This window comes from Gimesia chilikensis (assembly GCF_007744075.1).
In the GTDB taxonomy this organism is placed as follows: Bacteria; Planctomycetota; Planctomycetia; order Planctomycetales; family Planctomycetaceae; genus Gimesia; species Gimesia chilikensis_A.
This window is the reverse complement of sequence record NZ_CP036266.1, coordinates 209,585-224,955: the sequence shown is the minus strand read 5'-3', so window position 1 is coordinate 224,955 and position 15,371 is coordinate 209,585. Positions and strand designations below refer to the sequence as shown.

10 protein-coding genes are annotated in these 15,371 nt (G+C 56.4%); 6 read left to right on the top strand and 4 right to left on the bottom strand.

Annotated features, from left to right (window positions below):
• The first annotated feature begins 116 nt into the window (after nt 1-116).
• From HG66A1_RS00935 to HG66A1_RS00925, 3 genes are all read left to right on the top strand, one after another.
• The gene (locus tag HG66A1_RS00935; RefSeq protein WP_145179967.1) at nt 117-1,778 is read left to right on the top strand and encodes a sulfatase family protein; all 1,662 of its coding nucleotides are present in this window, start codon (nt 117-119) and stop codon (nt 1,776-1,778) included.
• A 544-nt stretch (nt 1,779-2,322) separates the two neighbouring features.
• Nucleotides 2,323-4,932 (top strand): PSD1 and planctomycete cytochrome C domain-containing protein, encoded by a 2,610-nt coding sequence (locus tag HG66A1_RS00930; RefSeq protein ID WP_145179964.1) that lies wholly within the window; start codon nt 2,323-2,325, stop codon nt 4,930-4,932.
• A gap of 2 nt (nt 4,933-4,934) precedes the next feature.
• The gene (locus tag HG66A1_RS00925; RefSeq protein WP_145179961.1) at nt 4,935-6,359 is read left to right on the top strand and encodes a DUF1501 domain-containing protein; all 1,425 of its coding nucleotides are present in this window, start codon (nt 4,935-4,937) and stop codon (nt 6,357-6,359) included.
• A gap of 21 nt (nt 6,360-6,380) precedes the next feature.
• On the opposite strand, the gene nrdR is transcribed toward HG66A1_RS00925, so the two are convergent.
• The 3 genes from nrdR to HG66A1_RS00910 all read right to left on the bottom strand — a co-directional run bounded on the left by nrdR (nt 6,381) and on the right by HG66A1_RS00910 (nt 8,772).
• Entirely contained in the window at nt 6,381-6,836 is a 456-nt protein-coding gene (gene nrdR / locus HG66A1_RS00920; RefSeq protein WP_145179956.1) for a transcriptional regulator NrdR, read from the bottom strand.
• 181 nt (nt 6,837-7,017) lie between these two features.
• Entirely contained in the window at nt 7,018-7,200 is a 183-nt protein-coding gene (locus tag HG66A1_RS00915) for a hypothetical protein (protein WP_145035649.1), read from the bottom strand.
• Nucleotides 7,201-7,218: 18 nt separating this feature from the next.
• Nucleotides 7,219-8,772: a sodium:solute symporter gene (locus HG66A1_RS00910; RefSeq protein WP_197996927.1), complete on the bottom strand. Its 1,554-nt coding sequence runs from the start codon at nt 8,770-8,772 to the stop codon at nt 7,219-7,221.
• A 275-nt stretch (nt 8,773-9,047) separates the two neighbouring features.
• Here HG66A1_RS00910 and HG66A1_RS00905 point away from each other — a divergent pair, with 275 nt between their 5' ends.
• Together HG66A1_RS00905 and HG66A1_RS00900 are read left to right on the top strand one after the other, a co-directional pair.
• Nucleotides 9,048-9,251 carry a small basic protein gene (locus HG66A1_RS00905; RefSeq protein ID WP_145179948.1) on the top strand — a complete coding sequence of 68 codons (204 nt, stop codon included), beginning with the start codon at nt 9,048-9,050 and terminating at the stop codon, nt 9,249-9,251.
• 103 nt (nt 9,252-9,354) lie between these two features.
• On the top strand, nt 9,355-11,043 hold the full coding sequence (locus HG66A1_RS00900; RefSeq protein WP_145179945.1) for a GH3 auxin-responsive promoter family protein: 1,689 nt from the start codon (nt 9,355-9,357) through the stop codon (nt 11,041-11,043).
• 24 nt (nt 11,044-11,067) lie between these two features.
• Here HG66A1_RS00900 and HG66A1_RS00895 read toward each other — a convergent pair whose 3' ends face one another.
• Nucleotides 11,068-14,499, bottom strand: coding sequence for a PVC-type heme-binding CxxCH protein (locus HG66A1_RS00895; protein WP_232106728.1), 3,432 nt, complete (start codon nt 14,497-14,499; stop codon nt 11,068-11,070).
• A gap of 326 nt (nt 14,500-14,825) precedes the next feature.
• Here HG66A1_RS00895 and HG66A1_RS00890 point away from each other — a divergent pair, with 326 nt between their 5' ends.
• On the top strand, nt 14,826-15,371 hold the full coding sequence (locus HG66A1_RS00890) for a GNAT family N-acetyltransferase (RefSeq protein WP_145179939.1): 546 nt from the start codon (nt 14,826-14,828) through the stop codon (nt 15,369-15,371).

The following is a 15,371-nucleotide window of genomic DNA, read 5'->3' as shown; positions in this document are numbered from 1 at the left end:
CTTGCTCGCTTCTCCAGTTGCAAAGCCGATTCACAGCACGATGTGCTTGACCCTGCGGTCCCGTTGGTTGATACTGAAGCAAACACAACACACCAAAAATTCTCAGAGGATGAACCATGCCGTCTGCCAACGTTGCGCTCTCTTTATCTGCCAGAACCCGCACAACGCGTTTTCTGTTTCTCTCTGCTCTGCTCGCATTTGTCTGCGGATTGACCACGCTCTGCTGCACTGCATCTGCCGTCGCCGCGGAAAAATCAAACGATCCCAACATCATCTACATTTTGGCGGATGACATGGGATACGGCGATATCAAGGCACTCAACCCGGAATGTAAAATCGCCACCCCGCACCTGGATCAGCTGGCGCGCGGCGGCATGGTTTTTACCGACGCCCATACCAGTTCCTCCGTCTGCACGCCCACCCGTTACGGCGTGCTCACCGGTCGCTACAACTGGCGCTCCCGCCTGAAGAGCGGCGTGCTCTGGGGACTCTCCCGGCGGCTGATTGAACAGGACCGCATGACGGTTCCTTCCATGCTCAAGCAGCATGGCTACTATACCGCCGCGGTCGGAAAGTGGCACCTGGGTATGGACTGGACACTCAAAGACGGCGGCATTGCCACCGAGAAGTCATATAACAAAAAAACCAATCCCGGCTGGGACGTCGATTATTCCAAACCGATTCAGAACGGCCCCAACAGTGTCGGTTTCGACTATTTCTATGGCATCAGCGCCTCACTCGACATGCCCCCCTATGTCTATATTGAAAACAACAAGAGCCAGGGCATCCCCACTGTCACCAAGGCCTTCTTCCGGGATGGCCCCGCCCACAAAGATTTCGAAGCCATCGACGTGCTGCCCCGCATCACTGAGAAAACCGTCCAGATCATCGACGAACACGCGGCCGCTTCTAAAAAAGGCAAGCCGTTCTTCATCTACTTCCCCCTCAATGCACCGCACACACCGATCCTGCCCACACCCGAATGGCAGGGCAAAAGCGGCATCAACGCCTACTGCGATTTCGTCATGCAGGTCGACGACACCGTGGGCCAGGTGATGCAGGCACTCAAAAAACAGGGCATCCATGAAAACACGCTCGTCATCTTCACCGCAGACAACGGCTGCTCCCCCGCAGCCAACTTCAAAGAGATGGCCGACAAAGATCATCAGCCCAGCTACCGCTTCCGGGGGCACAAGGCCGACATCTATGAAGGCGGACATCGCGTCCCCTTCATCGCCAACTGGCCGGCCCGCGTCAAAGCCGGTACGCACTCCGATCAGCTGATCTGCCTGACCGACCTGATGGCCACCGCCGCAGACATCGTCGGTGCGAAGCTGCCCGATAACGCGGGAGAAGACAGCGTCAGCATCCTGCCGGCACTGGAAGGTAAAGACACGCAGCCCGTCCGCGAAGCCGCCGTCCATCATTCGATTCGCGGGGCCTTCTCGATCCGTAAAGATCACTGGAAGCTGGAATTCTGTCCCGGATCGGGAGGCTGGAGCTTCCCCAAGCCGGGGAAAGACGATCTCAGTCAGCTCCCTCCCATTCAGCTGTATGATCTGAATGCGGATCTGAATGAACAGAAAAATCTGCAGTCCGAATACCCCGAAGTCGTGAAAGAACTGACTGACCTGCTGCAGAGCTACGTGGACCGGGGACGCTCGACTCCGGGAGCCCCCCAGGAAAACAACGGCGACGTCGATATCTTCGAAGCAGGCAAGTCCGCACACAAAATGAAACGACCACAGAAAAAGAAACCGGCGAAAGCCAAGTCGTGATGGGCAGGTGCGATCCGGTGGCTCTGTTGGCTCGTATTCCCCCAGAAGAATGGGTGGGCTCGAATGCAATTCGGGCCGAGCGCAGCGAGCAGGAGGTCACAGCTCACTCATACAATTCACGACAGACTATCGGCATATTATTGAACCTGTCCCAGTCTCCCCTGCGACCTCCTGTTGCCTCCGGCAATATCGGATTACATCCGATACCACCCGGAGTTGGTTGAGTGAGCCACAAGCCGAGTATTTATCTACTTTCAAAACCACAACTTAGGGCCAGCTGCCCCTCTCTCAGATCTCCTGCAATCCGGGAAAAAACTTGAATTCCGGCCCTGGTCGGGTTATCTTAAAAGCTTGATTCTCTCTCCGGGAAACAACAACACATTCCCCTGATAACACATTCAGCCCGTCAGGCAGTGGTGTCTGACTACCGTCCCTCCGATATCGGCGGTTCTGACGGACCGGCATTACTTTCAATCTTCTCATCAGGTCACTTTCCAGGTCGCCAACAGCCTTGGAATTACCGCCTGTCAGGAATTGAACGCGTATGTATGGTTCTCAAGTGCCACGAGCTCTCTACGCAGGTCTCTCACTGATCAGTGCACTCACGCTGAGCACCTGGTCTGCCAGCGCAGCACCAGCGCCCGCAGACAAACCGGCTGCCGGTGCCAAGATTGATTTTGAGAAATCGATCCGCCCGCTCTTCGTCAAACATTGTCAGGACTGTCACGGTCCCGATGCCCGCGAAGGGGGACTGCGGCTGACCAGTCGTAAAAATCTGCTGCTCCGAAACGATTCCGGAGAGCCCGCCATCATCTCGGGTAAAAGCGATCAGAGCGTGCTCATGCATCGCGTCGCGTCAAAAGACGACAGCGAACAGATGCCCCCCGCGGATGCAGGCGAGCGTCTCACCACACAGGAAATCGCCGCACTCAAACAGTGGATCGATCAGGGAGCCGACTGGCCCACCGAATCGGAAGAACCGAAACACTGGGCCTACGTGCCCCCCGTGAAACAACCGCTGCCGAAACTCAAAGGCACGCCGCGCGTGAACAACGCCGTCGATGCCTTCGTCGTCGAGAAACTGCAGCAGCAGAATCCTGCGTTGCAACAGGCGCAGCTGGCCGAACCCGCCCGGCTGCTGCGTCGCGTTTCCCTGGATCTGATCGGCCTGCCTCCCACTCCGGAACAGGTCGCTGCTTTCGAAAAAGATCCTTCACCGGCCGCCTATGAAAAGTATGTCGACAGCCTGCTCAAGTCCCCCCGCTACGGCGAGAAGTGGGCCCGCCAGTGGCTCGACCTGGCCCGCTATGCGGACTCGAACGGCTTCCAGGCTGATCAGCTGCGCGAGATGTGGCTCTACCGGGACTGGGTGATCAACGCCCTCAATCGGGACATGCCCTTCAATCAGTTCACCATTCAACAGATCGCCGGCGATTTGATTCCCAATGCGAGCCTCGATCAGAAAATCGCCACCGGCTTTCATCGCTGCACCACCTGTAACGTGGAAGCGGGCGTCGATCCCGAAGAGAATCGCGTCAATCAGATTTTCGACCGAGTCAACACCACCGGCATGGTCTGGCTCGGCACCACCTTCGAATGTGCCCAGTGCCACAATCACAAGTACGACCCGTTCACACAACAGGACTACTACCAGATCTTCGCTTTCTTCAATAACACGCCGCTGGAGGTGAAGCAGGTAGGTAAAAGTGTGACCTTTGATGTCACCGGCCCCAAGCTGATGGTGCCCCTCAGTAAAACAGCTCAACAACAAAAAGATCAGCTGACCCAACAGCGTCTGGCTCTGCAGAAGCAACTCAATCAGCGACAGAGGGAACTCGAAACCGGGTACCCGGCCTGGGAAGAAGCAACGCTCGCCCTGTTGGAAAACAGCGAAGAGGGGAGCAAGGTTCCCGACAACATCCGTAAAATTCTGAACACGGAAACCGACAAACGGACTGCCAAACAGACCAAAGCACTAAACGCTTACCAGCGGGAACAGGATGCCGATTTCGCCGCTCTGACCGAGCAGTTGAACCAGGTTCGCCAGCAGTTAAATGCTCTTGAGCCGGACACATCTCTGGTGATGGTCGAAATGGACAAGCCCCGGATGAACAACATCTTCAAGCGGGGCAACTTCCTCGACAAGGGGGCCCAGGTCAAACCGCAGACACCTGAGTCCCTGCATCCACTCCAGGCAGAAGACACGCCCAACCGGCTCGCCTTCGCGAAGTGGCTTGTCGCTCCGGAGAATCCGCTGGTCGCCCGTGTGACCGTCAATCGCTGGTGGTCGCAGTTCTTCGGACAGGGGATCGTCGCCACCCAGGAAGATTTCGGCAGTCAGGGTGATCCTCCCACGCATCCCGCACTGCTCGACTGGCTGGCCGTCGAGTTCATGGAACACAACTGGTCGATGAAACACGTGCATAAACTGATCGTGATGTCCGCCACGTATCAGCAGTCAGCGAAGATCACTCCCGAACTGCTTGAAGCCGATCCTTACAATAAACTACTGACCCGCGGCCCCCGCCTGCGGCTCTCGGCGGAAACCATTCGCGATAACGCACTGGCCATCAGTGGTCTGCTCTCTACCAAAATGGGAGGCCCGCCCATCTATCCGCCACAACCCCAGGGACTCTGGCGGCACGTGGGCCGCAATGCTCCGAAATACAATACCTCCACTGCAGAAGACCGCTTCCGCCGAGGCGTGTATGTGATCTGGCGCCGCAGTGCCCCCTATCCGAGCTTCACGAACTTCGATGCCCCCGACCGGGGTGCCTGCACAATCAATCGCTCGCGCACCAACACGCCGCTTCAGGCACTGACCCTGCTCAACGACCCCGCGTATATTGAAATCGCCACCGGCCTGGCCCGACGACTGGCAACACACGGTATGAACGATGGCATGACCGACCGGGAACGGATCGCGTATGCGTTCCGCCTCTGTGTAGCTCGTCAGCCTCAGGATGTGGAAGTCGATCACCTCACAAAAGTCTTCGAACAGGAACTGAAACATTTCCAGGACCACCCCCAGGCAGCCCAGAAACTGATCTCTGCAAAAGACCGCCCCGAAGGTGTCGGCGCGTCCCGCATGGCGGCCTGGCTGTACGTTGCCAACATCCTGCTCAACCTCGACGAAACAATCACCAAGGGATAATCATGAACGAGCGCATGCAACAACTGTTGAATTATACCCGTCGTGAATTCTTTCAACGGGCCGGCATGGGTGTCGGAGGAGCGGCTTTAACCACACTGCTCGCGAACGACCTGCTGGGAAACATCCCCACCGCCGTGAATCCGATGGCGGCCCGCGAATCGCATTTCACGCCCAAAGCAAAGAATGTGATCTTCCTGCACATGGTGGGTGCCCCTTCGCATCTCGATTTATACGACGCGAAACCAAAACTGCAGGAACTGGATGGCGAACTGGTTCCCGACAAACTCTGGGAAGGCCTGCGACTGGCGTTCATCCGCGAACAACCCAAACTGATGGGCAGCCCGTTTGCCTATCAGCGACAGGGGGAAGCAGGCATCCCCATCTCCGAACTGATGCCCCACCTCGGGTCGGTCTCGGATGAACTCTGCATGATCCACTCGCTCAAGACCGATCACTTCAATCATGCCCCCGCACAGCTCTTCTTCCAGACCGGCTTCTCCCGCTTCGGGCGGCCTTCGCTGGGTTCGTGGGTCAACTACGGCCTCGGTTCGGAAAACAGCAACCTCCCCGGCTTTGTCGTACTGATCACCGGCAATGTCGCTGGTGCCGGCAACAGCCTGTGGGGCAGCGGCTTTCTGCCCAGCATTTACCAGGGGGTCGAATTCCGTTCCCAGGGAGATCCGGTGCTGTTCCTCTCGAATCCCAAGGGGATGACCGGCGAAGACCGCAAACGGATCATCGACAGTGTGAATCATTTGAACAAAGTCCAGCTGGCGGATGTCGGCGATCCCGAAATCGCGACCCGTATCAACCAGTACGAAATGGCGTACCGCATGCAGACTGCGGTGCCCGAGCTGATGGATATTTCCAACGAACCCAAACACATCCACGATCAGTACGGTACCCAGCCGGGCAAAGCGAGCTTCGCCAATAACTGTCTGCTGGCGAGACGACTCGTAGAACGGGGCGTGCGGTTCGTGCAGCTGTTCGACCAGGGCTGGGACCATCACGGTAACCTGGTCAACGGGCTCAAGAAGAAATGTAAGCAGGTCGATCAACCAATCGCGGCTCTGATTAAAGACCTCAAGCAGCGGGGCCTCCTCGATGACACGCTGGTCGTCTGGGGTGCCGAGTTCGGCCGCACTCCCATGGTTCAGGGAGACCGCAAATCACCCGGTCGCGACCATCACAAGGATGCCTACACCGTCTGGATGGCAGGCGGCGGCGTCAAACGCGGATTCGCTTACGGCAAGACCGATGACATCGGCTTCAACGTGGCCGAGAAACCAATGCACGTGAATGATTTTCACGCAACCCTGCTGCATCTGCTGGGTATGGATCACGAGCGGCTGACGTTCAAATTCCAGGGGCTCGACATGCGGATCACCGGCGTGGCCGGCAACGTGGTTCCCGAGATCATCGCTTAGGCACCCGGGTCGGAAGCGAGACTAATCGTCGGTTCGCAGCATGGGCTGGATTTCAGTTACGAAATCGTTGGCATCGGTAAAGTTGCGATAGACCGAAGCGAAACGGACGAAGGCCACCTGGTCGACGTTCTTCAGTTCCGTGGAAACCCGCTCGCCGATGAATCGCGAGGGGACTTCGCGATCGAAGTTCTCATAGATCTCGGCTTCGATCTGGGCCACGATCGATTCGATCTGATCGGGGCTGACCGGGCGTTTGTAGCAGGCCGTCTCAATCCCCTTGACCATTTTCATCCGATCGAAGGGGACACGAGCCCCATCTTTCTTGACGACTTTGAGGGGGGATTCTTCAATCTTTTCATAGGTCGTGAAGCGCTTTCCGCAGGCCAGACACTCACGTCTGCGGCGTACACTGAAAGGTTGACTCAAGCGCGAATCAATGACTTTCGTCTCACCATCACGACAAAAAGGGCACATCATGAGCGACGCGACTCCCAGCAGGAAACAGCAACAGCCCGTCTATTCAGCCATAAAAGCTCTGCGGACCTTGTTTAAAAAATAGCAGGATCGTAACTGATTCACCAGTCAATTGTTCGGAAAACCCGAATTTTTAGCCGTTTATAAACCGTGTCCTGGGTGTGGTTTCGCAGCACAAATCGACTTATTCGATGGGACGATCCAGAATTTCTTCGTGCGCCTGTGATTCATTCACGTCGGCCCGCAGGTCATTGAGTGTCGCTTTCAGTTCCTCTTTGACGCCACTCACGACGTAAACCAGTACGACCAGAAATGCCAGCCCACTGATCAGGAGTAAGGCAGTCCAGATACTCATCCACAGGTACATAATCGTTTCTCTCTCAGTTTAAGCCGGATTGACGGAGACATTCGAACTGGTTTCAGCACGTTGATCGGGAATCAGCAGTGAAAACACGATGTATGCCACGCTCGAAAACGCGAACGTCAGCAGCGTCAGGTGTGTGCCGTTTAAGCTGGTCGCAAACAGTTTGTTGATCAGATCCACGCAGGGGCCCATCGCCAGCAATCCTGACAGACCTCCCAGGATCGCCGCCAGTGCGCCGGCCCGGCTGCCCCGTTTCCAGTACAAACCACCGACCACCGTGGGAATCGCCCCGGACAGATACACGGCTCCCGTGACGGCCAGGTACCCCCAGAGATCGCTGCTGACTTCGTACCAGAGTCCCCAGGTCAGAAGCATCGCCCCGATCACGAAGATCGCAATCCGTGTCGTCAGAATCCGGGAACGCTGGCTCATCGGCCCTGCGATAGGTGCGATAATATCCTGGGTAATCACGCCACTCCAGCAGAGCAGATAGCTGTCGTGAGTCGACATGAAGGCGGCAATCATGCCTGCCGTCACCAGCCCTAATAAGCCGGTCGGCACCACTTTCGCCAGAAACAGAGGCATCGCAGACAGTGAGGTAATCGAGGCGTTGGTTTCCACGGCCTGGTGAAATTCCTGGAACAGTTCCGGCTGGGAGGCGAAAAAGGCAAACGTCCCGATCCCCCAGAATACAGGCAGGGCACGACGCGCCAGAAAGGAGATGGAGCTCAGCGAATAGAGTTTCTGAGCGACTTCCGCACTCTGACAGGAGAGCGTACGAGCCGCGCTGGTTGGCCAGAGCAGAGCGGCCGAACCGATGACAATCGCCATCTGCACGATCTGCAGCCAGCCGATGGGATTCCCGTTCCCCGACTTATTCTCAGGATGGAAGGGATCAAAATAGCCGTTCTGCTCGGTGACAATCGCCGAGAGTCCGTCCCAGCCGATCGACCAGAAGACCACGCCGGTCACAATCACCATGCCGGTCCCCAGGATCAGAAACTGGATCAGGTCGGTGATCACCACCGAAACCATCCCTCCCAGCACCGTATAGAACAGCACCAGCAGCAACAGCCCCGTCATGATCAGTTTGAGGTACATCTCATCCTGCAGTCCGGAAACCGCGGTCAGAAACTGAGAGCCCGCTTTGAGGAACAGCCCCATGTTCAACACGCCCGAGACGACCATCACCGTCGCCCCGACCACCCGCACCGACTGCGAGTAGCGTTGTTCATAATATTCGGGGATCGTCATGATCGAGGATTGCCGGAGCCGATAGACAACAAAGCCGGTCAGACCGATCAACAGTACCGCCCCCGCCTCCAGAAAAGCGAGATACAGGGAGGCGTACTGCTGGGTGAAGCCGAGTTCGGCCATGTACATCACGGTCACGAGCCCCAGTTCGGTCCCCGTCATGGTGGCCAGGGCCAGTCGAAGCCGTAATTTGCGGCCGGCGACGAGATAATCGGAGAGATTTCCGACGTAACGATTGGCCCACAAACCAATTACGATTGATGAGAGCAGGTAACAGACGACGATGGACCAGTCCAACAGGGTGAAATTTGTATCGTACAAAGAAATGGTCTGGTCTCCCTCGATCCCGGTTTCAGGGCGAAATTTCAGAATTTCGCGAAAAACAGCTGAAAGGTTTCATTTAGCAGCGGTTGCAATCGTTGACATTTCCTTTTACCATATGTCGCTTCGCAAATCGTCGCGGGCAAATGTCCGTTTGACCAGCATGCTGCTAGAGCGCTTCTTGCGAATAAGACACCACTATGCCAGTTTTGACGGTCAATTTCCATAGTAAATGACCGTCTTCGATATAACATCTATTCAGAGGGGATGACACCGTGTCACTCGACAAAAGTTTGAAGAGCAAAAGCTCGCTGACCCGTGCCCGCAACGTTTTGAAGCGTGCTGAACGTATTGAGAAATTGAAGTTCGAAGACCGCTGGGCCGATGGCCAGGGCGCCTTGGGTCTGCCCAAAGTCCGCGTCGAGAAAATCTCGATCGGCAAGAAGAAGAAAAAGAAGAAAGACGACGACGAAGATTAATCGTCCGGTCCCATCTGGCAGGAGGAGAGTTCTCTCTTCAGGCAGGCTCTCCTCCACGTGGACCCTTTTCTGAGCGCAGAACATTTCGTCCGGGGAGCAAGGAATGCATGCCCTGTATGTGCTACGGGCTTTCGGAGGAACCTTCGTGCGACGACGCTATCGTCGTGCCGCTCATGAATTCCTTGCCTGCACCTCTGACTGTCGCTCGGTCCAACAGGCAACGCTGCAGCGCATTCTGCAGTTAAATGCTGCCAGCGATTTGAGCCGCCAGTACAACCTGGACGGTTCCTGCACGATTGCAGAGTTTCAATCCCGCTTCCCGGTTTCGGAATACGATTTCTTTCGCCCCTACATCGAACGCGTCAAACAGGGGGAAACCGCTGCGCTATTAGGCCCGGAGAATCGCCTGCTGATGTTTACGCTCAGCAGCGGCACCACCACCGATTCCAAGTTCATCCCGATCACCGCCCCGTTCCTCAAAGACTATCGCCAGGGCTGGCAGAACTGGGGCATCCTGACCTATGACGATTTCGCGCCACTGAAGTATCAGAACATCGTGCAGCTCACCAGCAACTTCGACAAGTTCCGCACACCTGGTGGCACCCCCTGCGGTAATATCAGCGGCCTGGTCGCAGCGATGCAGAGTCCCGTCGTGCAATCGATGTATACCGTTCCCGGTGACGTCTCACGCATCGATGACCCGCAACTGAAATATTACACCGCTCTGCGACTCGCGCTCGCCGACCGGCATGTGGGCATGCTCACCACCGCCAACCCCAGCACCCTGCTCCACCTCGCCCAGTTCGCCGACCAGGAAAAAGAATCGCTGGTAAGCGACATTGCCGAGGGACGCCTGACGGGAGCCGCTCAGATGGACCTGCAGATCCTGGGAAAACTGAAACGGCGGCTGCAGCGTAAGAACCCCGGCCGTGCGCGGGAACTGGAACAGCTCATTGAACGCACCGGACACCTCTATCCCCGCGATTTTTGGCCCGGACTCTCCGTACTCGCGGTCTGGACGGGGGGCAGCGCCGGTGCTTACCTGTCACAGCTCAAACCCTATTATGGCGATCTGCCGGTCCGTGATCATGGTCTCTCGGCCAGCGAAGGACGCATGACGATTCCCCTCAACTCAGGCACCTCGAGCGGCGTTCTGGATATCACGTCGCACTTCTTCGAATTCGTCCCCGAAGCGGAAGACCCGTTGAACACCTCGCAAATCCTGACGGCGGATCAACTGGAAGAGGGACAGAACTACTATATCCTGCTGACCACCCCCTCGGGTCTCTATCGTTACCATATCTGTGATGTCGTGCGCTGCACCGGCTTTTATCAGTCCACTCCCCTGCTCGCGTTTCTCCACAAAGGCGCACACATTTCAAACCTGACAGGCGAGAAGATCACCGAGTCGCAGGTCGTCGATGCCGTCCGTGGCGCAACACAGCAGCATGCGCTGGAACTGGGACAATTCGCGCTGATTCCACAATGGGGCGAGCCCCCCTGTTATCAGCTCTTATTCGAAGCATCTCCGCTGCTTACGGATGAAACGCTCACGCGACTGCTCGCCGACTTTGATCAGCGTCTGCAGGAATCCAATTGTGAATACGCCGAGAAACGCCAGTCCGGACGACTGGCACCGCCGGTCCCCTGCCCACTCGAGCCGGGCACCTGGCAGCGTTTCGCGACCGAGCGTCAGCAGAAACCGGGAGGCAGCTTCGAACAGTACAAGCATCCCTGCCTGATTCCCCAACTCGACTACGCGAGTGAACTCATCGCGCGGTTCTCTCCCTGAAAACTTCGGATCCGGACAGCTCGCTTATTTAAAGACCGGCTGACTGCTCCGCAGAAATCCGAACAGGTCCCGCAGCTCCTGGTCACTGAGTTTATCGAGCAGGCCTTCGGGCATCAGGGACTTGGGCTGCTTGATCATCTCATCGATGTTCTCCCGCTTGATGGTCACATTCTGACCATCGGCCCCGCGGATCACGACAATCTGTTTGTCCTGATCGTAGAGGAAACCGGATACCACCAGGCCATCGTCGGTGATCACCAGGTACGTTTCAAAACCCTCGCGAATTTCCGCACTCGGGTTCACCACGTGCATCAGCATCCGCAGGGAATCGTCGCGTTTGTACTGCGTCAACTCCGGTCCCACGCGTTTGCCTTCCCCAAACAGCACGTGACACTTGGCACAATTCTGCTGATACAGTTCCTTACCGCGATAAACATCACTGCTGCCCTGCTCCAGCACACCTGAGATACGGGCGATGCTGGCCTGCATCTGCTGGTTCGAAGCGCCCTGGATCTCTTTCCAGTGCCGACCTACGTGTTCTGTGATCTGCGGATCCTGGTGAATCGTCATCTTGCGAACCAGGTCTTCTGGAATCGCCTGGGCGTCCAGTTGTCCCGCTTCCACCGCAGCCAGCAAGTCGCGGGTCCATTCCTTTCGACTGACGAGCGTGCTCAACGCGACTTCGCGTACGGCTTCAGAAAAAACCGGATAGCGTTTGAGAATCACCGCCGCGATGTCCGGCTGCTGATATTTCTGCAGCGCGACCAGCAGGCCGGTCTGCAAATCGCTGTTTTTGGTACTGCTCAATAAAGCCTGCATCACGGGGCGGGCCTGTGGTTCCTGCAGTTCACCCAGCACCTGAATATAGTCCAGCAGCTCAGCCTGATTCTTGCCGGGTGACTTCAACGCGTCCAGTGCCGTCTGAATCGCGGCCTGGTTTCCCAGTCGCATCTGCAGCGTCGTCGATCCGCCCCCCGCATCCGCCAGGGCTTTAACCAGTGCCTCGGGCAGCCCGGCCAGCGAACGTCCCTTGAACGAATTCTCGAAACCGGTCATCAGCAGTTGGCGTGATTTCGCATCGGGAGCCAGCTCGAACAGTTTCGCACAGGTGACCAGATCCGTTCGGCTGCCTGCGGTCGCGTAACGACGAATCAGTCGTTCCAGCAGTGCCGTCTGCACCAGGGGACGCTCCCAGAACTGTTTGTCTTTAAACAAGGCGAGTACCTGTTCCCGATCGGAGACCGACCTGGATTCCAGGGCCCACCAGAGCATCAGTGGCTGATGCGGATCGTCCACGTCTGCCTCGTAACGGCTCAAGGCTTCGACCAGGGGCAGGCAGAGATCCGCAGGCAGGCGTCGAGCGGTTGCCGCCAATTGACCGCGGACTTCCGCATTCGGTTCGTTCCGTGCGGCCTCAATCAGCTGCTCACCAATATGACTGGAGACCACTTTGTCGTCTCCCAGCAGACGCACCGTCCAGAAGCGGACCATGGGATGAGGATGTTTCAATGTCTCTTCCGCGACGGCATCGTCAAAGCCCTGCGAAAGATTCAACGCCCAGAATGCCTCCAGGGCAAGGTGTCCATCGTTCTCTTTGATCCATTGTTTGAGTGTGGGAATCACAGACGCATCTTTACGGTCGCCCAGCAGTCGCAGCGCGGTGCGGCGGTGCCATTCGTTGGGATGTTTGAGCAGATCCAGCAGTTCCCGTGAACTCTTTTGACTCAAGTCCTCAATCTTGCGGGGCGCCGCATCCTTACCGCGGAGGCGATAGACGCGACCCGAATTAGGATCGATCTGTCCCTGGTAGTGCTGACCATGCGCGATGAATTCTTCGTAAAAGTCAGCGATGTAAACACCTCCGTCAGGTCCCGTGTAGATCGCCACCGGACGGAATCCCAGGTCGGTACTCTTTAATGGAAAGCCCACGTCTTCAGTCTGAAAGGAAGACCCCAGTTGATTCACTTGAGTGAGGACCAGGTACTGGTGCAGCGGATCGACGGAAATCAGCTTCCCTTTAAAGCGCTCGGGCAGCGTGTCCCCCTCGTATTTCACCAGCGCGTGACTGAAGCGGGGCGTAGCGGCATGCTTCATGAAAGGCAGCAGACCAAAGGCATACGGGTTACTCACATCGCCGTACTTCCTCTCGGTCCCCTTTTCGTAATAACCTCCCTGGACATAGTAGAAGCCACGGGTGCCTCCGCCGTTATGGCCGGAATAAACACGGCCGTCCGCATCGACTTCCAGCCCGAAGGCATTGCCGCCCCCTTCAGCAAACAATTCATAGCGCCCTGTTTCGGGATGATAGCGCCAGACCCCGGGCCCTTCACAGTAAATCGATTTCGCATCCGGCTTGTCGGTGTTCTTCAGATGCGAAACGAGGTTACTCCCCTGCACCATGTAGAGCCAGCCGTCCGGTCCCCACTGCAGACTGTTGGGAGCCGAGTGTGTATCGGACAGACCAAAGCCCCACAGGCGAACTTCCGGATCGCCATCGGGAATGTCGTCGTTGTCTTTGTCGGGATAAAACAGGAGGTAAGGTGGATTGAGGACCCAGATCCCGCCACGCCCTTTGACAACCGACGTCGCAATATTGAGATCGCCGGCAAAGACCTTGTGTGCATCGTACTTGCCGTCACCGTTGGTATCTTCATGAATTGTAATCCGGTCCTTACCCGGGAAGTGGTTGGGAGGCGGCGGGGAGACCCGGTCGAATTCCATTCGGTAATATTTATTCCGGCTCAACACCTTGAGTCCCGCGGGATAAGGATACTGGCGATACTGTACGACCCACATCCGCCCTCGTTCATCGAAACTCATAAACAGCGGCTGCCCCACCAGCGGTTCGGTGAGTAACTGATCCACGGCCACATCGTCATCGGTTTCAAAGAGCGTCATCGACTTCTCGGGGGAAAGGCGTCGCCCCGGAGAAAGTTTGGCAGAGCGTTTGAGTGTCGAGGTGGCTGGAGTGAACTCATCGAAAGCGGCATGGGCTGGCTTCTGCTCGCGGGCGGTCAGTGCCCATTTCACATCATCGCCCGGCAGGAATTCCCATTCCCCTTTGAGCACGCATTCCAGAAAGTAACCGGCCAGGATCGGAGGTGCGCCCCGGAAACCTCCCGGGCCTGCTTCGTTATAAACGCGGACCGAGATCGTATTGTACTTCCCCAGCTTGAGCGTTCCCGGCGGAACCTTGTAGCGCTGATAACTGTCGAAGCCACTTTCGAAGTTCGGGGGGAACTTTCCAATCTGACCGATGCGCGTCCCGTTGATATAGACTTCGTGAGCATCCGCCAGTTTTTCGATGGAGAGTGTCACCGAATCCCGCCAGAGGGGACGGGCATTCATGTCGGCCCAGTTATTGGGAACTTTGACGTAGCAGCGATACCAGGCGAACCCGTCCAGGTCTGCATATTTCCCTGCCTGCTGGTCTTCCCAGGCTCCGGGAACCTTCATCAGAGAAGTTTCTCCATTAGATTCTGCCGCCGGAAGACAATTAGTACTGTAGAGGGTTAAAGTTACGAACATTGCCCCAAAAACAGACATTTTCATCTCTATGTACTCCAAGCGGAATGTGAGCCCTTGAGAGAGCATTGTGATATTTAAATGATATTTATTTATTTGAACAGAAGGACGAGCGACTTTCAATATCGATAAAAAACGCACCCTGTTTTTGAAATAAAAGGGAATTGCCGGAAATTTCTCCGTTACAAACCGGGTGTCTGCGTAGAGAGAGTACTACACGACTGAAACAACTTGATGAACTTGCAGGAACCAGAACAGTGGAAACGACTCGGCTGATTTTACGACGGTGGTGCGAGGAAGACATCGCACCTTTCGTCGAGCTCAATAAAGACCCACGCGTCATGCAGTATTATCCATCCACGCTGACTTCCGAGCAGAGCGTGCAGATGGTGGAAGATATCCGAACACACTTTGAAGAATATGGCTTCGGCTTATGGGCCGTCGAAATTAAAGACCAGACTTCCTTCGCCGGTTTCATCGGCCTGGCGGTTCCCCAGTTCACCGCGTTTTTTACTCCCTGCATCGAGATCCTCTGGCGACTGGCAACCCCCTACTGGAACCAGGGATACGCTACGGAAGGCGCACACGCCGTGCTCGACTTTGGCTTTGATGAATGCAACCTGAAACAGATCGTCTCATTCACGGTCCCCTCCAACATCGCTTCCCGCCGCGTGATGGAAAAAATCGGCATGTCGTATATCGACAACTTCGATCATCCCGGACTGCCCGACAATGATCCACTGCAGCGGCATGTGCTCTACAGTATCAACCGTTCAGAACGCGATGGACTCCTGCCGAACTAG